Here is a 24,302-nt window from a genome sequence, read left to right as displayed (position 1 = left end):
AGAGTGTTTTTAGGGTTAAAAAATTCGTGTTGATTTTTCATAAAATGAATTATAACTGAAAATTTTATTAACTTCTCGCTTTTTTCTTCAAGGCGCGTTTTTTACGCACATCAATCACTGTCATAATCAAACCTGACAGTGTATAAATAAAGAAAAATACAAATAAAACAGTATGTGGCCACAAGGTAATTACAACAATGACCGCAATAGCAATCAGCAACCACTTAAACGACGACCTGCCCTTTAGATTGATTTCCTTAAAACTAGCGTAGCGAACATTGCTCACCATTAACACACCAGCGCCAACCAAGATGACCCAACTGACGATCAATAAATACTGGTCATACGGCGTAATACCAATCGTTTCTTTGGTCCAAACTAAACCAGCGATTAAAGCGGCGGCAGCGGGTGAGGGTAGACCTTGGAAATAACGCTTATCTTGAACACCGATTTGCGTATTAAAACGCGCCAAACGCAACGCACCAGAAGCCGTATAAATGAAAGCCCCTATCCAGCCAATCTTACCAATGCTTTCAAATTGCCAAAAATAGATTAACAATGCAGGAGCGACACCAAACGACACCATATCTGCCATAGAGTCATATTGTTCGCCAAACGCACTTTGCGTATTTGTCATTCGTGCAACACGACCATCTAAACCATCCCACAACATTGCTACAAAAATAGCAATTGCCGCTTCCGCATATTGACCCTTGGTTGCTAGAATAATCGCAAAAAAACCTGAGAAAAGTCCAAATGTCGTTAAAACATTAGGAAGTAAATACACCCCTCTTCTCAGTTTTTTATCTGCCATTCTAAACACTCCCTCGTTCTAAACTTTGTTCCAATAAAAACGCCCAACTGAGTTGAGCGTTTTTTTAAGTCTTTCTAGTTCTTGGTTTGGTCAACCACTTTATTCTTAGAAATCCAAGGCATCATTGAACGCAACGATTCACCCACTTTTTCAATTTGATGCTGACGCTGAATATCGCGTCGTGCAGGTAATTCACCCACATTGGCAACAAATTCTTTGGCGAATGAGCCATCTTGAATTTCTGTCAATATTTTCTTCATTTCTGCCTTGGTATCCGCAGTAATAACACGCGGACCACGAGTTACATCGCCATACTCTGCCGTGTTTGAGATTGAATAGCGCATATTAGCAATACCACCTTCGTACATCAAATCAACAATTAATTTCAATTCGTGTAAGCACTCAAAATATGCCATTTCTGGCTCATAACCTGCTTCAACCAAAGTCTCAAAACCTGCTTGAACCAAAGCAGTTGTGCCACCACATAAGACTGCTTGCTCACCGAACAAATCAGTCTCAGTTTCTTCTCTAAATGAAGTTTCTAAAATACCCGTACGACCGCCACCAATAGCAGACGCATAAGACAATGCGATTTCTTTTGCGTTACCGGAAGTGTCTTGGAATACTGCTATTAGATCAGGGATGCCACCACCTTTAATAAACTCAGAGCGCACGGTGTGACCCGGCGCTTTCGGCGCAATCATAATCACATTCAAATCGGCACGAGGTTTAATCATTTCAAAATGGATATTTAAACCGTGTGCAAATGCCAAAGTTGCACCTTGCTGTAAGTTAGGCTCAATTGCATCTGTATAGATTTTCGCTTGGAATTCATCTGGTGCCAACACCATCACTAAATCAGCCCATGCAGTCGCGTCCTCAACTGACTTAACCGCCAAACCTGACTCTATTGCCTTTGCCGCTGATGCAGAACCTTCTCGTAATGCCACTACCACTTCAACACCTGAGTCATTCAAGTTGTTTGCATGTGCATAACCTTGTGAACCGTAGCCAACAATCGCTACCTTCATACCTTTAATAATGTTTAAATCCGCATCTTTGTCATAATATCTATTCATTTTTATTTCCTCTTTAATTTATTAATATTCTCTTTTCTGACAAACGCCAGTGACGCCTGTTCTTGAAACTTCTAAAATTTTCGTCGCATCAAGCGATGCTAAGAAATCATTCACTCTTTGACTTTTGCCCGCGATTTCCACGGTATAAGTATTTTCATTTACATCCACTATCTTGCCCGCATATTCATCAATATGTTTATCAATATCCGCTTGCGTACTTGTATCTACATCAATTTTCACCAGTGCTAACTCTCGTTCAATATGTTCAGTCGCAGTCAAATTCGTCACCGTCACAACATCAATTAACTTATCTAATTGCTTAACAATTTGCTCAATGATATCATCATCGCCGATACTAACAATGGTCATACGAGACAGTGTTGCATCGTTGGTCGGCGCCACTGTAAGCGACTCAATGTTAAAACCACGCGCTGAAAACAAACCTGCCACTCTTGACAATGCACCCGATTCATTTTCTAATTGTATTGAAATAATATGTCTCATATATGTCTCTAAACTAAATTCAGCCCCTCGTCATTTGTTGATGCCATTTCATCACGCCCTGCCAACAACATCTCATGATGCCCTGCGCCAGATGGAATCATTGGGAACACATTCTCACTTGGGTCGGTTAAAATATCTAAAAATACCGTTCTGTTTTTTTCTGCAAAAGCACGCTTCAAAGCAGGCATTAAATCTTCTTCTTTCTCAACCTTAATGCCGATATGCCCATAACTTTCTGCCAATTTAACAAAATCAGGCAAGGCATCCATATACGACATTGAATAGCGTTTCTCATAGAAAAACTCTTGCCATTGTCTGACCATGCCTAAGTAGCCATTGTTTAAATTAATGATTTTAACAGGTGTATTATATTGCAACATCGTTGATAACTCTTGCGTCATCATTTGAATACTACCTTCGCCCGTAACGCACGCTACATCTAAATCAGGCTGGGCTAATTTCGCACCCATTGCTGCTGGCAAGCCAAAGCCCATGGTGCCCAAACCACCAGAGTTAATCCAGCGACGAGGCTTGTCAAATGGATAATATTGTGCTGCCCACATTTGGTGCTGTCCCACATCAGAAGTTACAATCGCTTCACCCTTAGTCACTTCATACAAGGCTTCAATCACGCTTTGCGGCTTAATTACGCCTGCTTTGGTTTGGTAAGTCATTGAATCAACGGCTCGCCATTTTTCAATCTGCTTCCACCACGCACTAATATCTGCCATCTGTTTGTCTTTCAAGCCAGCCATCAATGCATTTAATGCATCCGTTACTTGCCCAATAATAGCAACATCAACACCTACGGTTTTACCCACCGAAGATGGGTCAATATCAATATGGATAATCTTCGCATACGGACAGAATAAATCTAAATTACCGGTAATACGGTCATCAAATCGTGCGCCCACCGCAACAATACAATCCGAATCGTGCATGCTCATATTAGCTTCGTAAGTTCCGTGCATCCCTAGCATGCCAAGAGATTGTTTATCCGTTGCAGGAAATGCACCCAAACCCATCAAAGTTTGCGTAATTGGAAAGCCCGTGCGCTTAGTAAAAGCAATCAATTCGGCATCGGCATTACCAATCACACTGCCACCACCCGAATAAATAATCGGCTTTTTCGCTTGTGTGATTAAGGCGATTGCCGCTTCAATTTGACTTGCTTCAACCTTAATTTTAGGGTTATAAGAACGCATTTCAATGGTTTCAGGATAGCCAGAAAATTCCGTAGTGGCAATCGTGGTATCTTTAGTAATGTCAATCAAAACTGGGCCAGGGCGACCTGTAGTAGCAATGTAAAAGGCTTTTTTAACAATCAATGCCAAATCATCAATATTGGTCACCAAAAAATTATGTTTAACACAAGAACGCGTGATACCCACAGCATCAACTTCCTGGAATGCATCATTGCCAATCACTGCTGAAGACACTTGACCAGAAATCACCACCATTGGAATGGAATCCATATGTGCGGTAGCAATGCCTGTCACCGCATTAGTCAATCCTGGACCTGAAGTTACCAATGCCACACCACATTTACCACTGGTTCTCGCATAGCCATCAGCTGCATGCACAGCACCCTGCTCATGACGAACTAAAATATGCTTAATTTCCATGCAGGCATCCAATGCATCGTAAATATGCAAGACGGCACCCCCAGGATAGCCAAAGATATGATCAATGCCTTCACTTTGAAGGCAATTTATCAATATTTGAGCGCCATTTAACTTCATTGCTTTTGTTGAGTTGGAAAAACCTTAGAATTATACCTAAGGTAGCTATGTTTTAAGTGAATTTTGCCAATCTTCTGAATAGAATTGAATCGGTGAATCTTTGGTTTTAAAAGTCTCAATTGACCAGGTTTCTGGTCGATCTAAAATAGTTGATAATAATTGGTCATTGAGAAAATGTCCAGTTTTATAACCCTCATAATGTCCAATCAAATTGCCACCGAGCAAATACAAATCACCAACAATATCCAAAATCTTATGCTTAACAAATTCATTCTCATAGCGCATCCCCTCCTCATTCAAAACATCATCGTCACTCAAAGCAATCGCATTATCCATACTTGCACCTAGTGCTAGGTTATTTTCTTGCAAGGTTTGCACATCCTTCGCATAGCCAAAAGTTCTCGCCCTAGAAATCTCTTTCAAATAAGATTTTTTCGCAAAATCAATGCTGAGTTTTTGCCCGCTTTCTTTTACTTTCTTGTGGTTAAAATCAATCTCAAGACTCACTTTAAAGCCCTCATAAGGTGACACTTGCGCCCAAGATCCGTTATTTTCTACCCGCACTGTATCTTTAATGACAAAGAATTTTTTAGCCTCATCCTGCTCTTCAATCCCCGCCGATTGTACCAAAAAAATAAACGGTGCTGATGAACCGTCCATAATCGGCACTTCGAATGAATCTAATTCCACTAAAACATTGTCAATTCCAAGTGCAGAAAATGCACTCATTAAATGCTCAACCGTCGAAATCTTAACCCCTTCATCCTCGATACTGGTTGACAATACCACCTCATTTACAAAGGCATTATGTGCTCTGACCAATTTACCGCCTGCATCCATACGCCTGAAAACTACGCCGTGGTCGGTTTTCGCAGGAATAAGCGTCATATTAATGATATTACCACTATGAATGCCAATACCTCGCGCTTTAACGGATTTTTTGATTGTTCTTTGTTTAATCATATTAAAATTTTAGTTTAAGTTTTTTGATAAATCCTGCTTTATTGACAGATTGCCGCTCTTTAAGCCCATGTTCGTCATTCTCAAACAGCAACAGACCAAGTGCACAAGCATATTCTGGCGCTAACAAATCATCGTTTGAAGAGACTGAATTGGTATTTACGCGAATTAAACCTGTATTAACATGTCCGATTCTAACCTTCTTTTTAAAAAGACCAGACATTAGCTTATCGCAGTTTTCAATTTTAACACCTCCGCCCACCAAAACGAACCCCTCTTTGAGGGAACGATAATATTTTCCATTATTCAATCTATTTCTAATCAATTTAAACAAATCTAAATAAGCCAATTCAATCACTTTAATCAAAGATTGGTGTGATAAATAATAATCGTTTATATCGTTAACTTGCTGAAACTCAATGAGTTTATCCTCTCCAGGAAGGGTAATTTGCGCCTGTCCATATTTTAATTTTAGACGCTCTGCCTCCTCAAAAGTCGTATTAAAAGCATCAGCAATATCACTCGTAACACTCTCTGCGCCCCGTTGAATCACCTCACTATGTACAATGCTGCCATTTTTAAAGACTGATAAATCCATTACACCCGAACCAATATCAACCAAGCACACGCCATCATCTTTTTGATCTTGGGTCAAATAAGGCTCACTACTTGCCATTGAACTGGGTACAACATGAAGCACTTTTATATCATTTAACTCAATACTGCTTTCAATGTTTTTCACCCCCTGTTCAGATGCGACGACAATGTGCATATTCACTTCTAGCATCTCTGCCTCTTCGCCAATCGGTTGCCTAACAACAACACCTTGCCCGGTATGTGGGTCCTTATCCAAAATATAATGCTGTGTTACACTGCTAATATGGCGTTCAGCTTTTGCTATTTTGACGCTTTCAGCCGTCTTAATAACTCTTTTTACATCAGCTTCCTTAACCCTGCCACTATTATCCATATGTGTATTTGTAGTGAGATTAAAGACCCTGAGGTTTGGGTCTGAAATATTAATTGTCGCACCCCCAATATTGGTATTACAACTTAAGTAAGCTTTTTCTGCAACCGCCCGAACAGCCATAGATGTCGCTTCTATATCAACAATTTGACCCCTGCGAACGCCAGCCGATCGACCTTGTGCTTGGCCAAAAATCTCCAACCTGCCCCCCGCACCCTCTTCTGCAAATAAAACCACAATTTTACTGCTACCGATATCAATAGCAACAATATAATGCTCATTAGAATGTCTTTTAGCCACTTAATTCCACCCCATCTACAAAATCCAACCATGCATACAAATGCGTCAACTTAACCGTCTTGCCACTCAACAACTGTTTAAACTTCCGGGCATTCGGTTGTGCGTGATACAAACCCAAAATATGTCGCGTCATTGACCGAATTGGCACGCCTTGGGCATTTTGCTTTTTCATATATTCAATAAATTGCAATAATACTTGTTCACGCGACAATATGTCCGTTTTTTTGCCATAAATCTGCCCATCTACTGCACTCAACAAATACGGCTGATGATACGCCGAACGCCCCAACATAACACTGTCCACTTGCTGCAAATGCTCTTTCGCCTCTGTAATATTGGCAATTCCACCATTAATCCCAATTATCAACTGTGGAAAATCCCGCTTCAACTGATAAACCCACTCATAATTCAACGGCGGAACCGTGCGATTTTCCTTAGGACTCAATCCCTTTAACCAGGCTTTTCTTGCATGTACTACAAAATTATCGCACCCTGCCTCACTCACCTGAGTGACAAAATCTACCAATTCCTCATAACTTTCCATTTCATCCACGCCAATCCGTGACTTCACACTCACTGGTATATCGCATGCCTGCCTCATCGCATCCACACACTGCGCCACTACCTTTGGCGTTTGCATTAGACATGCCCCAAAACGCCCCGATTGCACCCTATCCGACGGACACCCGACATTAATATTAACTTCATCATACCCCCACTGCTGTGCAATCTTCGCACAGTCCGCCATCTCCTGTGGCTCACTCCCACCTAACTGCAACACCAGCGGATGTTCCGCCGCACTATAATCCAGTAAGCGATTTTTATCCCCGTGCAAAATTGCCTTACTGGTCACCATCTCACTCCATAATTGCACTTCTTTTGATAACAATCTGTGAAAAAATCGACAATGCCTATCGGTCCAATCCATCATCGGTGCTACTGAAGATTTATGCATAATATTGTCTAATGTATGTGCCAATCTTCTCTTTGATGGCGAGCTCTAATAATGGACATATGTTTGTTATCATCGACAATATAAACAATAAAATGGGATTATTACGGTAGGTTTGATTGATTGATATTTTCTTGAATTATCTCTAAAATCTTATTTCCGCTAAATTGTGTCTCAAATTTAACCTTAACATTATTTCCGATATTATTAAAAAATTGCTCTGCATGTTTTATTTTTTGAGATTCGTCGCTAGATAAATCTCTTTTTGCTTTATCTTTAGTCTCAACAATCAAATTTAGAGTTTGATTGCCTTGTATATCCTTGACTACATAGGCAAAATCAGGGGAATAACTAAAACCTCCAACCACAGGTATTTTGATAGAGTTTTTAGGTATTTTAGTAAAAACAGTTATATTCGATATATTTTGTAAAATATTTCCTTTTTCTAAGTTTGAATCGTAAAACAACTCATCAAATAAATAATTATCTGCCACTCTATCATCACCATCAAACACCCCAACATCAGAGGCGTTAATTTCTTTTAACACATTACCTTGATTATCCGTTAGCTTTGTAGGATGAATTGCATTAGATATTCTCTTATATCCAATATGAAACTTATCTATTGCATTATCTAGCAAGTATTTATTAAAACCATTTTTAATAATGCGGATGGTCTGCTCGTTCATGTAATCATTAATATTTAATTTATCTTTTAAACCTAAAAATACGCTATGGATGGTGTTAAGATTAATATTAATTTTGCCTGCTAAGGCAATTAAAAATTCTTTATAACCCATTGTTACAATAGGTATTAATTCATTTTTGGTAATATCTAAATCTTGGTAATAAGCCTGTGCGTTATTAAATGCTATTTTTTGGGTTTTTAACGCTATTCCTTGAAGTCTAAATTCCTTTAAATTATCTTTAAAATAGCCAGTTAATAATTGCAAAAATTGTTCTTCATTATCTATCTTATACTCCAAGACGACTTTTTGATTAATAGTTTCCCACAATATTTTTAATTCTTGATATTTTGCTTTTCTGATTGTAGTTTTAGATTTTGTTGTATTGTTATTCCTTACTTTTCCCTTATCTAGTGCGTTGTTAATTGGGTATAAATTTTGTAATTTTCTATAGCCACCGTCTTTAAAGTCATTACTGCGTTTAATAGCATCCAATTCATCTAGCCTCTCTAAAAGCTCATTTTCATCAACGCCATAAGTATTTTTAATGTCATCTATCATTAATTGGGTTAGTTTTGGTGCGTCTTCCTTCCAGTCATTATTGGATTTCTCATTTATCTCATTGACTAAATTATCAACGAAATCACTTTCGGTAAAATCAACATAATAATTTAAGTCAAAATTTTCATCTTTTACCCTTGCCATGTATTCATTCACAGGCAATCTTAATCCTCTGCCTACTTCTTGCAATTTTGAGGTCGTGCTACCACTACTTCTTAACTTGCAGATTTGAAAAACATTAGGATTATCCCAACCCTCTCTTAAAGTCCATTTTGAAAAAATAAATCGGCGTGGATTATCCAGACTTAACAACGACTCTTTATCGTGCAAAATCTCATTAACTTCTTTTTGTATTTTGTCGTCTTTATCGGTGTTGTCTTTAGAAAAATAACCACCACTAACCAACGATAAATCATTTAAAGATTTTTGTAAATAATCTTTGTAAAAATCATCAGTTTCTGTTTTGAGTAGTTTTTTAATATGTGCCTTGACGGTTGTTTCAAAAAAAACTCTTAACTGCCCATCTTTGTTTCTAAAACTTTCAATATCATCAATAAAAAATAGCGTGAGTGGTTTTATCCTCGCCTCTCTGGTTAATAAATCTTTTTCAATCTCAAAATGCTTGGATATAGTCTGTTTAAGCATTTTTTCTTGCATACTTTGGGCGTAACTATAAGGATTGATTTTATTGCCTTTTTTAAGTTCCAACCCGTTAGATAATAGCACAATAGTTTTATTAAGTTTTTCAATCGTTAGCCCTGACATTTCACTATGAATGAGTGCCAAACTGCCATTTTTTAGCAATTTATGTGTGGTTTCTATGCCATTAGTGTTGAGTTCAAATTCTGCTTCTGTGCCATCGGTTTTTTTAAGCGTTACAAAACATTTTTCGCCCTCTATAAATTCTTCTACATACGCCACCACTCCTTTAACTAAATTTTGATTAAACGATTGGACAGCTGTTAATTGGTATAAAAGGTTTTCGTATTGTTCGTTAAAGGTTGCCCCGTATCTAAAGATATATTGCGATTGTAATTTTTTAATATTTTCCCATGTTTTATTTTGCGTGGCAAATTTATGTGGCTCATCAACAATGGTTATCGGCTTAATTGATTGAATTGCTTCAAAGGGTGATGAATACTTATCAAACAGGCTTACATCAAAAGTTTTAGCCATTGTGTCAGAGTTAATCATTCCTCCGTTTATAACCAAAATATGGATACTGGTATTATCTCTAGCCTCTACAAACTCTCGCACTGCTTGTGGCATTGTGGCTTTTTTATTCTTGTTTGTTTTTTTACTCTCTACAATATAGGTTTTTAACACTTTCTTATAATCTTGCTTAAAATGTTCTTTAGTGGCTTTAGCATTTAGAAAATTCACTGTGCCTGCTTTGATTGACAATGTCGGTACAACGATAATAAATTTTGATAATTTTAGGTTTTTATTTAACTCAAAAATCATCTTGGTATAGGTATAAGTTTTTCCTGTGCCTGTTTCCATTGATATATCTAGGATGTTGCTATCTTTATCGCTATATTCTGTATTGATATTGTGGTCTTTTTGTAATTGTGCGATATTTCTTGTGCGTCTATTAAGGTCATTAAACTTAATAATGGGGTTAGAGATACTCGCTTGTGCTTTGTCTTGCAAAGGGTTTGCAAATGCACCGTTAAATACGCTCAATACACTATTTACTGCGTTTTGTTGATGAGGTAAATCTCGCTCAAAGTTAAACCCTGCCATTAGTATCGCACCACTTTATCTAATTCAATCTGTTTTTTATTGGTATAACTATTCAAAGCCTCGCTTATTTCTCTTTGGTGTTTGCTCTCAAAGTTATAGCCAAAAAGAATAATTTTATTAGGCTGAAAGTCTTTATCGTTATCTAGTTTTTCCAATAAAGCTTTTAAATCATCGGTGCTAAAGCCTTTATCCATAAAATAGAGTTTTTCATCCGCATAATAACCTGTGTATTTATCGAGGGTTATTTTTTCTACCTTTTTAGTGAGTTTGATGCCATCATTTACCATCCATGAGGTTAAAAGCACGGCTAAATCATCACTTGATAACTCTGTGCCATCAAATAAAGCTTGTTGTGCATTTAACTCATCCATTTCATCAAAATAACCGTCAAACATTGGCAGTGTTTCATAGACTTTAAAACCAAAATCTTGCTGGGATAAATCTTTAGGCTCTTTGCTTTCGCTATTGTCGTGTTGGATTTTTGCCCCTGCGCGTAAAATCCGCTCTTTGGTAATGTCAAAAACAGTTGGACTGTCTTTGCCCAATTCCTCTTTGACAAAATCATAGGCAGTTTTGTTTTTCGCCTCATCTATTGGTTCAGCTAGTTGCACCGAGATACATTGGCGATTGCCACCATCCTCGGCATTGAGTTGCATAACGGCATCAGCGGTTGTGCCAGAGCCTGCGAAAAAATCTAGGATAATATCATTTTTATTTAAGCCAATTTCTACAAAATCTTGTAATAACTGCAATGGCTTAGGGTTGGAAAATACCCTTTCATTAAAGATTTTTTTCATTTGAGCGGTTCCGTTGCCACTACTGTATTCTGGTTTGTAAAATGTTGTTTTGGGTTTTTTTGATGGCATATCTCCTAATAACGGTCTTTGTTTTTTATAAACCCCTATCGTTCCATTTCTTGATACAATAATACTGTTGACTTCTTCTTTAAATTTATCCTTACTCCACCTCCAAGACATTTCATTTCCGTTTGTGATTGGATATAGAGTAGTTAATTCTCCAACAAAATTAGGCGGTTCATTATTATCAGTAATATAAATTCTGCTTTCTATATCTATAAAAATCGGAAAATATAAATTAGGTCTCTTTTCTCTAGGGGCATTCATGCCCGTTGCTTTTAAATTGGCACCCTGTTTATAAAAACCAAGGTCGTCTTCTGACCAATCTTCAAGTTCTTCTTTATCTATATTAAATTTATTTAATAGTGCTTTGTCTTTCTGTTTTGCAAAAACAATCGTATTCTCATGAGTTCCAGCAAAACCAAACTCATCATTATTACCCTTTAAATTCATAATAGTTGCCAAACTTGCAACAAAATTTTCCTCCCCAAACACCTCGTCACAAAGCAGTTTTAACTGTGCTTGCTCGTTATCATCAATACTAATAAATATCACCCCGTCATCAGTGAGTAATTCTCTGGCAATATACAGCCGTGGATAAATAAAAGTCAGCCACGCACTATGAGAATTTGAATTGCTGGCGGTAAAATCCAAAATCCGTTGCGCCTCGTCCTCGTCAATCCCTGCTAAGCGTTGCAGTTGTTCGGGGGTAAATTTTCTATCGTCTTGATAGACAAAGCCATCATTACCCGTATTATAAGGTGGGTCAATATATATCATTTTCACCTGCTCACTATAAGCATGGCGTAAATGTTTTAATACTTCTAAATTATCACCCTTAATCAGCAAGTTTTCACTGTTGATATTTTCAGGTTTTTGGTTATGGTTTTTATCTTCTTTAAGCAAGGTAAGCGGTTGCTCGTTTGCCAACAATCTAGCATAAGATTTACCTAGCCAATTTAGGCTATAACTTTCCTTTGAAAGATTAATACCGTCTTTAGCAACAATATCTTGCATTTTATGCGGGATAAAACTGCCATTCTTGTCAAAACATTGTGGAAAGTTGGTTTTTAATATTTCCAGTTGTGTGCTGTTAGTCGTTGTGTTCGAATTATCAAATGTTTTTTCTTTTTTCATATTTTTTATGTGAGTAAATTATTCCATTTTTGCAATATATAAAACCCATGTTAAGTTTGTAAACAATATTTTACATTGTATTACACCACCTAAAAACCTCAAACAACTTTTTAAATTTCCTTATATAGCAAACCCTAAGAAGCCCTTTTCTTTTTCTGATTTAATTTTATACTTTTTTCTATTCTACAACCATTTGGTTAATTTACCTATAACAAAATCAACGCTACTTTGAATAACTTGCGCCCTATCTTGATTTGAAAAAATCTCAATGGCAGAAAAATACTCGCCATTGACATAAAAGCCAAAACACACTGTGCCGACAGGTTTGTCTTTTGTTGCGCCTGTTGGTCCGGCAATACCAGTAATAGATACACCAATATCAGCATTAGAGTTTTGAATAACGCCTGCTACCATCTCTAGTGCGGTTTGTTCGCTAACTGCACCATGGGTATCTAAAGTGTGTGTTTTCACGCCAAGCATGTCTATTTTTGCTTGATTACTATAGGTGATAAAACCTCTGTCAAAATAAACTGATGCGCCACTTTCCTGGGTAAGTAGTGCGGATAAGTTACCGCCTGTGCAGGATTCTGCCACAGCAATGGTGTATTTTTTTTGTTTTAATAATTGTGCTAACTTAGTCATTTTAAGGCGTTTTGGACGATTTCAAAGATGTCTTTTGATAGATTTTTGGCGTTAAGGATTTTTTCTAACTGTTGTTTTTGCAAGGCTTTTAACGCTGGTGTGTAGCGTTTCCAATGGTTGTAAACGGCAACTAGGCGAGCACCAATTTGAGGGTTGCTGGTGTTAAGTTTGAGGATAATATCGGTGAAAAACTGATAGCCGTCTTGATTGTGAAAGTTGGTGTAGTTTTGGGCAAAAGTACCGACAACGCTGCGGAGGCGATTTGGGGTGTTAAATGAAAACAATTCGTGCCGCATCAGAGTTTTTATGGTTTTTATATCGCAAATACTACTGGCAGATTGGGCGGTAAAGAATTTATCCATTACTTGGGTGTCGTCTTTAAATGCTAGGTAGAAATCCGCTAAAACTTGCTCTCGGTATGTGTTATCGGTGTCAGTTAGGACTTTGAAGGCGGCGAATTTGTCGCTCATGCAGTTGGCGGATTGGAATTGGGCGTAGGCAATGTCTGAATCTTCGGAGAGATAGAATAGACAAATGTTTTTTAGGGCTCTTTGTCCGACGGCCTCTGGAGTCAGTTCATAGGCTTGACTGGTGTTTAGCGATTGATACAAATCAAAAAATAGTGCTTTGAATCGAGTGCGGATTTTTTCGATAACCCGCTCGCGTTTGTTGTGAATGTCAAATACATCTATGACGGTCTGAGCGTTGTGTAAAACGCGTTCCGATGGGAGGGTAAGGAGTTCGCATACCAAAGATTTATCTTTGATATTTTTGACGGTGAATTCGATAGCATCAAAAAACAACGATTCATCAATTTTACCAGGGGTAAGGATAAGCGTTTGCCAAAGTTGCTGTGCGTTATCCCATTGGCTAAAACTGTCTTTGTCGTGTTTAACTAAGAATATTTTTTGTTCAAAAGTCAAATCGTCGGTTAATTTGACAGGCGCTGAAAAACCACGAAACCACGAGGGGGTAGGCTCTGCAGTTAGATTTTTAAAGACAAAATTCTGCTCTTTGTCTTTAATGGTGAGTACGCCAGCTTTTAATTCGTTGCCAGATTTGTCTAACAATGCGAAGGCGAGTGGCAAGAAATAATTGTCTTCTTGAGTGACCGTAGTAACATAAGTGCCGTTATTATAATGCGTAGAGATGTGAATTTCTGGGGTGCCTGATTGTGTGTACCAATGCGTGAATTGCGTAAAATCAAAATCATTGGCGTCGCTCATTGAGGCAACAAAATCATCGATGGTTACGGCTTGCCCATCAAAGCGTTGGAAATATAATTTCATACCTTTTTGAAAACCTTCTTCACCAAGGAAAGTGTGAATCATACGAATGACTTCTGCACCTTTTTCATAGACCGTCATCGTATAAAAATTATTCATTTCTATGTAACTTTCTGGGCGCACAGGGTGCGACATTGGCCCTGCGTCTTCGGCGAATTGATGGGTGCGTAACTCACTAACATCTTCAATGCGTTTGATAGAGCGAGCATGCAAGTCAGCAGTAAACTCTTGATCACGGAACACAGTTAACCCTTCTTTTAGGCTGAGTTGAAACCAATCTCGACAAGTCACGCGGTTGCCCGTCCAATTGTGAAAATATTCGTGACCAATGATAGACTCCACTCTAATAAAATCTTCGTCTGTAGCAGTTTTTGTGTTGGCTAAAACGCAGGTAGAATTAAAGATATTTAAGCCTTTGTTTTCCATCGCTCCCATATTGAAATCATCGACAGCGACAATCATATAAATATCTAAATCGTATTCTAAATCGAAGCGTTCCTCATCCCATTTGAAGGATTTTTTCAAAGCATCCATGGCAAATTGGGTTTTGTCGATGTTGTGCGCTTGGACGAAAATTTTAAGTACCACCTCCTTGCCTGACATCGTTGTATAAGTATCTTCTAACACAGCAAAATCGCCTGCAACCAAAGCGAATAAATAACACGGTTTTAAACTTGGGTCGTGCCAGGTGACCTTGCCGTTGGATTGACTGATGAGATTACCGTTACTAAGCAAAATGGGATACTTGTCATGGTCAGCAGTGATGTGCGTCGTGAAAATACTAAGCACATCGGGGCGGTCTAAATAATAGGTAATTTGACGAAAACCATGGGCTTCGCACTGAGTGCAAAAATTGCCACTGGATTGGTATAAGCCATTTAAACTGGTATTAACCTCTGGATGGATTTTATTTTGTATTTCTAAAATAAAATTTTTAGGTAAATCACGCAACATTAAACCCTCTTTACTGACTTTGTAGTTAGGCTCAATACCATTAACCAAAATAGAAATTAATTCTAATTCAACACCATCTAAAAACAACTTAGACGCCGGGCTTATAAGTTGGGGGTTTTGATAAAAATCAATTTTTGAAGTAACCGTTGTGCCGACTTCACTCAAATCAAAACTGAGTTCTGTGGTGTGGATTAAATATGCACTTGGTTGATAATCTTTACGATAAACAGGTTGTGGCTTAGATTTCATAATTTACAAGTTAAGTCTTGTTCTTTAAAACCGTCTAATTTTACTTGTGTATTTTTACTGAATGCCAATACTTTAAAACTCTCTCCCATCGCACTTGGCAACACCAGTAATTTGACTTGTTGCGCCAAAAGTGCATTTTTTTTCTCGTCTTTTTCGGCTAATAAATATTCGTCAATACCCAAAGAAATTAAAAACATCGCTTGTGTGGCATAACCTTCAATGACAAAGCCACTGGCGCTTGCTTGGTCGGCAATATCTGAAAAATTGACGGAAGTGGTAATATCTTGTTCACCAATGTGTTCAAATGGGTTGTCATTGGCTTTGTGCTGATAGTAGCATTGCAAAGTGCCGTCGCCGCGTTGCGGATGGAAGTATTCATCGCGCGCCATACCATAATCAATCAGCAAAACCACACCTTTGTCCATAAAATCATTTAGGCTGTTGACCCATGCCATTGCCCTTTCGTTGACTTCGGTGGTGTAGCCTTGTGTAACTTCTGTGGGTAATTGCATTTTATCATTTTGATAAACGCCCAATGTTTGCCACACCAAAGTATCGTCTTGGCAATCCACACCCAACTCAAAAAATTCGCCCCCTTTATTAATGACGCGTTTAGCAGGCATAGCATCCAGCACTTCGTTAGCAATAATAACACCGGAAAAATGTTCGGGTAAATTATTTAGCCACACCACTTTATCTATCAACTCTGGCAGGGTTTTGTTAATCGTATCTTTTTGCCTTTGCTTTAATTCAGCACTGAGTTCTAAAATATAATAAGTGCGAGGCAACTTATCTAATCGCCCTAATTCAAACAAAATTTGTGCAGCCAATATACCACTACCCGCACCGAATTCCAATATATCATCTTCATTAGCTAATATTTGCGCAGATTGTCGCGCTAAGCAAAATCCGAATAAATCTGAGGTTTCTGGCGCAGTAATGAAGTCACCCTGTTCGCCAAATTTCTGTGAACCACCAGTGTAATATCCTTTGGCAGGATAATATAATGCCAAATTCATAAATTCATCAAACCCGATAGGCTTAGCTTTTTGTATAATGGTGTTTTTAATTGTTCGCTCTAAGTCCATAAAAAGTATTTTATATGAAAACAGCTCTTATCACAGGTGGCGCATTGCGTATTGGCGCACAAATTGTCAAAACACTACATGCGAATGATTACAATATTATCATTCATTATCGCAATTCTAGTAAAGATGCACAGGCGTTAGCCAACCAACTCAATCAAATGCGTGCGGATTCTGTTAGCATTATTCAGGCAGAATTATCAGACATACAAGCGATAAAAACACTGGCAAACTCTATTGAGAAACTGGATGTATTGGTCAACAATGCCTCAGTTTTTTACCCAACACCCATACAAAAAGCAAGTAAAAACGAGTGGCAAGAAATAATGGACACCAATGTAATGGCGCCGTTTTTTTTATCGAAATCTTTATCGGCAACTTTGTCAAAAAATCAAGGTTGTATCATTAATATCGTTGACATTCACGCACAACGCCCACTTAAAAATCACGCAATTTATAACATTTCTAAAGCGGGCGTTGCAATGATGACGCAAACTTTAGCAAAAGAATTGGCACCCAATATTCGAGTTTGCGGCGTTGCCCCAGGTTCGATTTTATGGCCAGAAAATGCAGCAGAACTGAGTAATGAGCAAAAAAATAAAATGCTGAATAAAATCCCCTTAAATAAGCAAGGCTCGCCAGAAGACATTGCTAACACGGTTTTATTTTTGACAAATTCACCTTACATTACGGGGCAAATTATTAGTGTTGATGGTGGACGCACATTAAATCAATAAAAGTCACAACCAAATATATGCTATAATTCAAAACGCTTGGCATAAGATTTATAATAGTTTTCTGTCAAGAAAAGAATTTGAAGTTTGGGTGCAAGACAAACATCACAAAGCAACATAATTTAATTAGTTGGCTTTTTTTTGCCACACAATACGAGAACATAGAAGTTCGTTAACTTTAGCAGATAACGAACTAAAAAATGGGGCTAACAACCCCGTAAAATCAGGATTTTAAGACATTCAATGTATCTAATAAACATAACTAAAATTCAACATCAGCACAGCAGTGTTGATTCTCTATGTGTGGAAAAAAGCCTTACACAAGGACAAAACCATGAACCAAATTTTAATCAATGCAACGCACTCGGAAGAAATCAGAGTTGCGATTGTCAACAATAAAAAACTCACCGACTTAAACATAGAAACCAGCCTTAATCAAAAAAACAAAGGCAATATTTATAAAGGTAAAATCTCCCGTGTTGAGCAATCCCTAGAAGCCGCTTTTGTCGATTACGGCAAAGAAAGACAAGGCTTTTTACCTTTTAAAGAAATTACCGAAGCATTGCGTGCAAATGCCACTGCTAAAGGCGATAAATTAACAATTTCTGATGTTCTAAAAGAAGGTCAAGAAATTATCGTTCAAGTAGAAAAAGAAGAACGAAGCAACAAAGGTGCAGCACTCAGTACCTTTATTAACTTAGCTGGCGCTTACATGATTTTAACGCCAAACAACGCCAAGAGCCACGGAATTTCAAGACAAATCGGCGCTTCTGATAGGTCAGAACTCAAAGAAATTATAAACAAAATTACCATGCCAGAAAATTCTGGTTTAATAATCCGTACTGCGGGTGCTGGAAAGTCTTTAGAAGAGTTACAGTGGGAGGTAGATTACCTATCAGAACTGTGGGGTTCAATTAATACCGCTGCAGAAAATCGCAAAGCCCCTTTCTTAATTTACCAAGAAAGTGACATCGTTATTCGCACCCTGCGTGACTATTTGAGAAAAGACACAGATAGTGTGATTATTGACGATTTAGCCACTTTCCAAAATGCCAAAGAATTCGTGAGTTTCGTATTGCCGCACTACTTAGATCGTGTTAAGCAATTTGACGCATCTGAACATTCGTTGTTTAACCACATGGGCATTGAAGCGCAAGTTAAAAGCGTCTTTAATCGTGAAGTTTCTTTGCGTTCAGGTGCAACAATTGTATTTGACCCAACTGAGGCGTTAACTGCGATTGATATCAACTCTGCCCGTGCAACCAAAGGTCATGATATTGAAGAAACGGCTTATAACGCCAACTTAGAAGCAGCAAAAGAGATTGCCATACAGTTACAATTGCGTGATATTGGTGGTTTAGTAGTGATTGACTTTATTGACATGGCTTCTGAAGAACACAAAAGGTCAATTGAAAAGATCATGGAAAAAGCCACCAGCTCAGACCGTGCACGCATTCAAATTGGTACGATTTCTCGCTTTGGTTTGTTAGAAATGTCAAGACAGCGTCTGATGAGTTCAGTCACCGAATCAGTAGAAAAAACTTGCTCCGCTTGTGATGGTCGTGGCACTACGCCAACCGTTCCAAGTTTGGCACTCAACATCCTCAGACAACTAGAAGACGGCTGTAACGCCTCTAATCAAACACAGAGATTAACAATTCAATCTAGCGTTGATGTTATCACTTATTTATTAAATGAAAAGCGTAATGATGTCAATCATTTAGAGGAAAAACATAGCATTAAAATCACCTTATTGCCTAATCCTTATATGCAGTTCCCAGATTTTACTATTAATAAGCAAAAAGGCGATAAAAAATCACACCATAAGAGTTATCAAGGTATTTCTAAGCCACAAAATACGCTTTCTGATAATGGCTTAAGTACCGATAGAGAGACACCAGAGATTAACACCAACCACCCTACGACACGCGTCCCTGAACATAAAAAATCAGTTGTTAAAAAACCTTCAACTTCATTATGGAGTAAACTTAAGTCGTTATTTAGCGCCAACAAGAAGAAAAATCAGACAAATAAAAAGCGTAATAATAAAAATCGAAATAGAAACAGGAATCAAAACAGAAATAGAAATCAAAATAAACAGCAACAACGCCAGAAGCCGAAAAATAACAATCAACCAAAACAAGGCAAGTCACAAAATAAAGGTAACCCTCAACAGAAAAAATTGAATGACGCAAACCCTAAACCACAAAAGCAAGTCAAGTCAAAGCCTCAGCCAAAACCTGTGACTAAAAAAGAAGTTAAACCAAAAGATAATATTAACTCAGAAGTTAAGGTTGAAAAATCTGCTATAAAAATAGAAAATCCCAATAAACCAGTAGCAGTAAAGGAAAAAAAGGTCAATCCAAAAGATAAAGTTAAGACTGAAAAAGTCGTTATAAAAATGGAAAACCCTGATAAGCCAGTAGAAATAAAGAAAAAAGAGATTAAAAAGGAGATTAAGCCAGTCGTCGTTAAAAAAGAAACCAAAGTTAATGGCAACAAGATCGACGCAAGCCCTGACGCTGACGGCAACAAATAGGAACAATGTATAAGTTAGCAGTTTTTGGCAATCCGATTGAGCACAGTTTGTCGCCTACCATTCACGCAATGTTTGCACAGCAAACAGGTGTGAATGTTAAATACACAAAGGAATTAGCGCCAATCGATGCCTTTACGCAAACAGCAAATAATTTTATTCAACAAGGGGGGTTGGGCTTTAATATTACCGTACCCTTTAAAATTGACGCCTTTAACTTTGCCACGCAACGCACACGCAACGCACAAACAGCAGGTGCGGTCAATACCATTAAAGTTGAGGGCAATACTTGTATCGGTGAAAATACAGATGGTGTTGGACTGGTCAATGATTTAACCAAAAACCTTGGTATTGATTTGCGCGATAAAGTCATCTTGATTTTAGGGTCTGGTGGAGCAACAAGAGGAATTTTACTACCCTTGTTAGAGCAAAATCCCACGCGAGTGATGATTGCCAATCGCACCGCCTCTAAGGCGACAACACTAGCAAATGACTTTTCAGAATACGGCAAAACTTGTGGCTTTGGATTGGAAAAAATCAAGTCCAAACCTGTTGATATAATTATCAACGCTACCAGCGCTTCACTTGATGGAAAAATGTTAACCATTCCCAATGGCGTCGCTAATGGTGCGATTTGCTATGACTTAATGTATGGAAAAATCACACCGTTTATGACATGGGCAAAGGTAAACAACGCATCAATGGTTATTGATGGTTTGGGTATGCTGGTAGAACAAGCGGCGGCGGCTTTTGAATTTTGGACAGGTAAACAACCTAATACTCGGTCGATTATAGATACTATTAGAGCAAGAAGCTAAGGAGATTGTTGAATATTGAAAGTGCAATTTAGGAAATGCAGAAAATAGTGCATTTTTTACTCAAAAATGAGGAGAATAGCCAGTTATTTGACGAGTTTTTGAGTGGAAAAGGTGCTGTTTTATGTGTTTTATAAATTGTACTTTCAACAGTCTCCTAAGGCGCTAAACGACTAATATTCCAAATGCCGTCTTTATTGGTATAAACAAAACGGTCGTGCAAACGATTTTCTCTACCTTGCCAAAACTCAATGGTTTTTGGCACCACGCGATACCCACCCCAAAAATCAGGCAAAGGCACCTTGCCTTTGTTAAATTTGCGTTTCATTGTGTCAAATTCCGACAATAAAATCTGCCTTGAATTTAACACTGAAGATTGTGCTGACGCCCAAGCACCGAGTTGCGAATCTTTTGGACGCGATGCGAAATATTTGATGGATTCTAAGGTTGGTATTTTTTCTACCTCGCCAGAAATCTTTACCTGACGCTCTAAATCCAACCAAGGAAACAATAGCGCCGCGCTCGGGTTGTTAGCAATTTGCTTAGATTTTTTAGAATTGTAATTGGTAAAAAATACAAAGCCCTGTTCATCAAAAGTCTTTAATAACACCGTTCTAATGCCAACACCTTTATCGTCACTGGTGGCTAAACTCATGGCATTTGGCAAAGTTAATTTTGCATCAATTGCCTGTTCCATCCAAACTTTAAACTGTGCAAAAGGGTCAGTATCCAACTGAGCACGAACGATACCTGTACTGGTAAATTCGCGTCGTAATTGTTGTAAATCAACCGACATATTGAATGGCTTTTTCTAAGCGTTTTAGCGTGATTGACTTGCCGATTAATTCAGCCACAGCATCAATATTACCTGCATTGCCATTGCCACTGAGTGCCAAACGGAATGGTTGCCCAACTTTACCGAAACCAATACCTAAATCATCGCACACCTGCTTAATGCAAGATTTGATTGCTTCGGCTTCCCAGATGTCTAATTGCATAAGCTCCTCGAGTAATGCAGCAAGTGGCGCTGTGTCTTTAAACTGTTTATCAGCAAGTTTTTTATCGAATTTATCAAAATCCTGATAATACATTTTCATACCCTCTACCATCTCCACCAAAGTTTTTGAGCGCGCTTGCAGGGCATTTACAACCAAAGGTAAATCGGGTCCATTACTGGTGTTAAAACTTTGTTCATTTAGATGCCATTGCAAATTTTTAATCAAATGTTCAGGTGTGGATTTTTTAATATATTCTTGATTAAGCCACAATAACTTCTCTTCATTAAAGCTCGCAGGGGCTTTGTTAATGTCTTTTAAATCAAATAACGATACAATTTCATCCAAACAAAAAACCTCTTGGTCACCATGTGACCAACCCAAACGCACCAAATAATTTAAAAGTGCCTCAGGTAAAAAACCCGCATCCCGATACGCCATTACACTAACTGCACCATGTCGTTTTGATAGGCGCGCACCATCACTGCCCAAAATCATTGGCAAATGTGCAAATTTAGGTAACGCCCAATTTAATGCCTCATATAAATTAATCTGTCTCGGCGTGTTATTAATATGGTCATCACCACGAATCACATGGCTGATTTCCATATCATGGTCATCAACCACAACGGTTAAATTATAGGTTGGCGTGCCGTCAGTGCGCGCAATAATTAAATCATCTAACTCTTTATTAGCAATGGAGATTTTGCCTTTAACCTTATCTTCAAAAATTACCACACCCTCCTGCGGATTTTTGAAACGCACAACGCCTGAGGTGAGGTTTTTATCACGACAACAACCGTCATACATAGCCTTTTCACCTTTTGCCATTAACACTTCTCGCAAATCTTCTAATCGCTTCTTTGAACACTCGCAATAATAAGCCTTATCTTCATTTAATAATTGCCTAATGACTGCTTGATAACGCTCAAATCTCTGAGTTTGGTAAAACGGACCTTCGTCATAATCCAATCCTAGCCAATTCATCCCATCTAAAATAGCATCAACTGACGCCTGTGTAGAACGCTCTCTATCCGTATTTTCAATGCGCAATACAAAATTACCCTGCTGTTTTTTCGCATACGCCCAAGCGAATAATGCCGTGCGTGCACCGCCAATGTGCAGGTATCCTGTCGGGGAAGGGGCAAATCTCGACTTCATGAGACTTTCGCCGCCTCGTCATACCAATATTGGGTTTTTTCAAGGTCTTTTTCAATTTCCTTACCGTCTTCATATAACATACCTAAAGCATACATCGCACCCGGCAAACCAAATTCAGCGGCTTTTTCAAACCATTCAATCGCCCTAGTGATATCTTTTTCAACCCCTTCGCCCGTCATATACGCTACTGCAATCATATGGTGTGCAAAAGCGTGACCCTGCTCGGCTGCTTGATTAAAATTCTCAAAACCCAAAGGCTGATTTTCAACCATCCCCAAACCATTCATCTGCATCATTCCAAGACGCCATAGCGCTTCAGCATTACTTTGCGTGGCAAGCGGGGCTAATAATTGATAAGCCATCGTAAAGTTTTTGGAATCAAAAGCAGCAATGCCACTGTTTAAATCTGCACTAAATGCATCTGTTTCATTGGTGTTTGACATAAGAATTCTGTGATTTTAAAAAATAGTATTATTTTACACGGTCATAAACTATAGTTAGGCTGAATACTGATGTCGTAGTAAGTTCTTTAGTTTGATTGTCATTTTTTTGTAACGCCTAAAATCACCTAATACGTAAGCAGATAGATGGGAATGACTTGTTAGATTTTGTTAAAATTAATTTGCGTCTCTAGGCTTTCATAACGATCTAAACTTTTCTTTAGGATATTGCTTTTTGTGGCATTGTAACCAATAAAGTCAACAATATAATTTGACAGATAATTAATTTCTGATTTTAGTATAGGTTTTAAAATTTTATTTTTCGAAAGGAAATCTTCAAATAGCTTTTTAAGGTTGTCATCTTTTTTCATGTTGGAGCGTATAGACCAAATAGCTACCCCCATAGTCATTAAGTGTAAATAACTTTTTATATCATTTTTAGCGTTATATTTTTTGACAAAAGCGCTGGTTATTTTAGTTTTATATCCTTTTTTAGGTGTCATTTCAGGTCCAAATTTTTCTATAAGTAAGCCCACTTTAATAGCATCTGTAATTTTTTCGATATTTTCTTTTTCAAAGTAATATAACATATTGTAGATATATTGTTTTGTTCCAGTAGCGGCAAAAGCCCCTAAAAGAAGGTCGTTTTCTGATGGGGTATCTCGAGGTATTACCTCTTCTAAAGATAGAATTCTAGTTTTATAATAATTACTCCATTTTTCTGATAAATTACTTGCTGCATATTTTTCAGCCTCATTTGGAATGTTAGCCCTATATAAGGAAATTAGAAATGCACCTTGTACAAATTTTGATGTGCTTTTGTTTAAAATTTCCTTTCTTATTTTCGGGTATTTTTTGAAAATTCCAGAAAGAAAGCCAATTGTCCATTGATGATTTGAATAATTATAGCTTTTGTCGTAAGTATGTTTTTCTCCTATAACTTCAAATTTATGGAGAATATTCTTATATATTTGTAAATCGTTTGATGTATAAAAAGTATTAGTTTTTGAAATTATTTTTTCTTGCGCAAAAGATATTCCAGATAAAATAGGAAATATTAAAGATACTAATATTACAGTAAAACGCATGTCTATCACCAT

General features: G+C 37.8%; 19 protein-coding genes. 3 read left to right on the top strand and 16 right to left on the bottom strand.

Going from position 1 to position 24,302, the window contains the following annotated elements:
- Positions 1 to 67 precede the first annotated feature (67 nt).
- The 12 genes from pssA to BSEPE_RS02830 form a co-directional block, all read right to left on the bottom strand.
- Positions 68 to 814, bottom strand: a complete 747-nt coding sequence (pssA, locus tag BSEPE_RS02885; RefSeq protein ID WP_066043863.1) for a CDP-diacylglycerol--serine O-phosphatidyltransferase — start codon at positions 812 to 814, stop codon at positions 68 to 70.
- A gap of 74 nt (positions 815 to 888) precedes the next feature.
- Positions 889 to 1,893, bottom strand: coding sequence for a ketol-acid reductoisomerase (ilvC, locus tag BSEPE_RS02880; RefSeq protein ID WP_066043859.1), 1,005 nt, complete (start codon positions 1,891 to 1,893; stop codon positions 889 to 891).
- A 21-nt stretch (positions 1,894 to 1,914) separates the two neighbouring features.
- Positions 1,915 to 2,397, bottom strand: coding sequence for an acetolactate synthase small subunit (ilvN, locus tag BSEPE_RS02875; RefSeq protein ID WP_066043857.1), 483 nt, complete (start codon positions 2,395 to 2,397; stop codon positions 1,915 to 1,917).
- Positions 2,398 to 2,405: 8 nt separating this feature from the next.
- Entirely contained in the window at positions 2,406 to 4,139 is a 1,734-nt protein-coding gene (gene ilvB, locus BSEPE_RS02870; protein WP_066043854.1) for a biosynthetic-type acetolactate synthase large subunit, read from the bottom strand.
- 45 nt (positions 4,140 to 4,184) lie between these two features.
- Positions 4,185 to 5,102, bottom strand: a complete 918-nt coding sequence (gene lpxC / locus BSEPE_RS02865) for a UDP-3-O-acyl-N-acetylglucosamine deacetylase (RefSeq protein ID WP_066043851.1) — start codon at positions 5,100 to 5,102, stop codon at positions 4,185 to 4,187.
- Between the two features lies 1 nt (position 5,103).
- The gene (gene ftsA / locus BSEPE_RS02860; protein ID WP_066043848.1) at positions 5,104 to 6,366 is read right to left on the bottom strand and encodes a cell division protein FtsA; all 1,263 of its coding nucleotides are present in this window, start codon (positions 6,364 to 6,366) and stop codon (positions 5,104 to 5,106) included.
- On the bottom strand, positions 6,359 to 7,345 hold the full coding sequence (gene dusA, locus BSEPE_RS02855) for a tRNA dihydrouridine(20/20a) synthase DusA (RefSeq protein ID WP_231893522.1): 987 nt from the start codon (positions 7,343 to 7,345) through the stop codon (positions 6,359 to 6,361). Before dusA ends, ftsA begins: the two co-directional genes overlap by 8 nt.
- A 77-nt stretch (positions 7,346 to 7,422) precedes the next feature.
- The gene (locus BSEPE_RS02850; RefSeq protein WP_066043845.1) at positions 7,423 to 10,311 is read right to left on the bottom strand and encodes a type III restriction-modification system endonuclease; all 2,889 of its coding nucleotides are present in this window, start codon (positions 10,309 to 10,311) and stop codon (positions 7,423 to 7,425) included.
- Positions 10,311 to 12,305 carry a site-specific DNA-methyltransferase gene (locus tag BSEPE_RS02845; RefSeq protein WP_066043842.1) on the bottom strand — a complete coding sequence of 665 codons (1,995 nt, stop codon included), beginning with the start codon at positions 12,303 to 12,305 and terminating at the stop codon, positions 10,311 to 10,313. The genes BSEPE_RS02850 and BSEPE_RS02845 overlap by 1 nt, the downstream gene beginning before the upstream one ends.
- A gap of 183 nt (positions 12,306 to 12,488) precedes the next feature.
- A complete protein-coding gene (locus tag BSEPE_RS02840; protein WP_066043841.1) occupies positions 12,489 to 12,947 on the bottom strand; it encodes a CinA family protein in 459 nt (152 codons plus the stop codon).
- Complete coding sequence (pepN, locus tag BSEPE_RS02835; protein ID WP_066043839.1) at positions 12,944 to 15,436, bottom strand: aminopeptidase N; 2,493 nt, start codon at positions 15,434 to 15,436, stop codon at positions 12,944 to 12,946. Before pepN ends, BSEPE_RS02840 begins: the two co-directional genes overlap by 4 nt.
- Positions 15,433 to 16,524: a class I SAM-dependent methyltransferase gene (locus tag BSEPE_RS02830; protein WP_066043836.1), complete on the bottom strand. Its 1,092-nt coding sequence runs from the start codon at positions 16,522 to 16,524 to the stop codon at positions 15,433 to 15,435. Before BSEPE_RS02830 ends, pepN begins: the two co-directional genes overlap by 4 nt.
- Before the next feature lie 14 nt (positions 16,525 to 16,538).
- Between BSEPE_RS02830 and BSEPE_RS02825 the strand changes: the two genes are divergently transcribed.
- From BSEPE_RS02825 to aroE, 3 genes are all read left to right on the top strand, one after another.
- Positions 16,539 to 17,258: a pteridine reductase gene (locus BSEPE_RS02825; RefSeq protein ID WP_066043833.1), complete on the top strand. Its 720-nt coding sequence runs from the start codon at positions 16,539 to 16,541 to the stop codon at positions 17,256 to 17,258.
- 331 nt (positions 17,259 to 17,589) lie between these two features.
- Positions 17,590 to 19,794 (top strand): Rne/Rng family ribonuclease, encoded by a 2,205-nt coding sequence (locus tag BSEPE_RS02820; protein ID WP_083502961.1) that lies wholly within the window; start codon positions 17,590 to 17,592, stop codon positions 19,792 to 19,794.
- 5 nt (positions 19,795 to 19,799) lie between these two features.
- On the top strand, positions 19,800 to 20,609 hold the full coding sequence (aroE, locus tag BSEPE_RS02815; protein ID WP_066043831.1) for a shikimate dehydrogenase: 810 nt from the start codon (positions 19,800 to 19,802) through the stop codon (positions 20,607 to 20,609).
- Positions 20,610 to 20,763: 154 nt separating this feature from the next.
- Here aroE and pdxH read toward each other — a convergent pair whose 3' ends face one another.
- The 4 genes from pdxH to BSEPE_RS02795 all read right to left on the bottom strand — a co-directional run bounded on the left by pdxH (position 20,764) and on the right by BSEPE_RS02795 (position 24,290).
- On the bottom strand, positions 20,764 to 21,402 hold the full coding sequence (gene pdxH, locus BSEPE_RS02810; RefSeq protein ID WP_066043828.1) for a pyridoxamine 5'-phosphate oxidase: 639 nt from the start codon (positions 21,400 to 21,402) through the stop codon (positions 20,764 to 20,766).
- Positions 21,392 to 22,762 (bottom strand): glutamate--tRNA ligase, encoded by a 1,371-nt coding sequence (gene gltX / locus BSEPE_RS02805; RefSeq protein WP_066043825.1) that lies wholly within the window; start codon positions 22,760 to 22,762, stop codon positions 21,392 to 21,394. The genes pdxH and gltX overlap by 11 nt, the downstream gene beginning before the upstream one ends.
- Positions 22,759 to 23,205 carry a tetratricopeptide repeat protein gene (locus BSEPE_RS02800; protein WP_066043823.1) on the bottom strand — a complete coding sequence of 149 codons (447 nt, stop codon included), beginning with the start codon at positions 23,203 to 23,205 and terminating at the stop codon, positions 22,759 to 22,761. The genes gltX and BSEPE_RS02800 overlap by 4 nt, the downstream gene beginning before the upstream one ends.
- Before the next feature lie 158 nt (positions 23,206 to 23,363).
- Complete coding sequence (locus BSEPE_RS02795; RefSeq protein ID WP_157059374.1) at positions 23,364 to 24,290, bottom strand: hypothetical protein; 927 nt, start codon at positions 24,288 to 24,290, stop codon at positions 23,364 to 23,366.
- Positions 24,291 to 24,302 lie beyond the last annotated feature (12 nt).

Origin of the sequence: endosymbiont of Bathymodiolus septemdierum str. Myojin knoll (assembly GCF_001547755.1) — a bacterium.
GTDB lineage: Bacteria > Pseudomonadota > Gammaproteobacteria > PS1 > Pseudothioglobaceae > Thiodubiliella.
The sequence above is the reverse complement of the archived record's forward strand: the minus strand, read 5'-3'. Positions and strand labels throughout refer to the sequence as shown.

Excerpts from the sequence above, each read along its gene's own strand:
- pssA (WP_066043863.1), bottom strand. The coding sequence starts at position 814 with ATGGCAGATAAAAAACTGAGAAGAGGGGTGTATTTACTTCCTAATGTT.
- ilvC (WP_066043859.1), bottom strand. The coding sequence starts at position 1,893 with ATGAATAGATATTATGACAAAGATGCGGATTTAAACATTATTAAAGGT.
- ilvN (WP_066043857.1), bottom strand. The coding sequence starts at position 2,397 with ATGAGACATATTATTTCAATACAATTAGAAAATGAATCGGGTGCATTG.
- ilvB (WP_066043854.1), bottom strand. The coding sequence starts at position 4,139 with ATGAAGTTAAATGGCGCTCAAATATTGATAAATTGCCTTCAAAGTGAA.
- lpxC (WP_066043851.1), bottom strand. The coding sequence starts at position 5,102 with ATGATTAAACAAAGAACAATCAAAAAATCCGTTAAAGCGCGAGGTATT.
- BSEPE_RS02850 (WP_066043845.1), bottom strand. The coding sequence starts at position 10,311 with ATGGCAGGGTTTAACTTTGAGCGAGATTTACCTCATCAACAAAACGCA.
- BSEPE_RS02845 (WP_066043842.1), bottom strand. The coding sequence starts at position 12,305 with ATGAAAAAAGAAAAAACATTTGATAATTCGAACACAACGACTAACAGC.
- BSEPE_RS02840 (WP_066043841.1), bottom strand. The coding sequence starts at position 12,947 with ATGACTAAGTTAGCACAATTATTAAAACAAAAAAAATACACCATTGCT.
- pepN (WP_066043839.1), bottom strand. The coding sequence starts at position 15,436 with ATGAAATCTAAGCCACAACCTGTTTATCGTAAAGATTATCAACCAAGT.
- BSEPE_RS02830 (WP_066043836.1), bottom strand. The coding sequence starts at position 16,524 with ATGGACTTAGAGCGAACAATTAAAAACACCATTATACAAAAAGCTAAG.
- BSEPE_RS02825 (WP_066043833.1), top strand. The coding sequence starts at position 16,539 with ATGAAAACAGCTCTTATCACAGGTGGCGCATTGCGTATTGGCGCACAA.
- BSEPE_RS02820 (WP_083502961.1), top strand. The coding sequence starts at position 17,590 with ATGAACCAAATTTTAATCAATGCAACGCACTCGGAAGAAATCAGAGTT.
- aroE (WP_066043831.1), top strand. The coding sequence starts at position 19,800 with ATGTATAAGTTAGCAGTTTTTGGCAATCCGATTGAGCACAGTTTGTCG.
- pdxH (WP_066043828.1), bottom strand. The coding sequence starts at position 21,402 with ATGTCGGTTGATTTACAACAATTACGACGCGAATTTACCAGTACAGGT.
- gltX (WP_066043825.1), bottom strand. The coding sequence starts at position 22,762 with ATGAAGTCGAGATTTGCCCCTTCCCCGACAGGATACCTGCACATTGGC.
- BSEPE_RS02800 (WP_066043823.1), bottom strand. The coding sequence starts at position 23,205 with ATGTCAAACACCAATGAAACAGATGCATTTAGTGCAGATTTAAACAGT.
- BSEPE_RS02795 (WP_157059374.1), bottom strand. The coding sequence starts at position 24,290 with ATGCGTTTTACTGTAATATTAGTATCTTTAATATTTCCTATTTTATCT.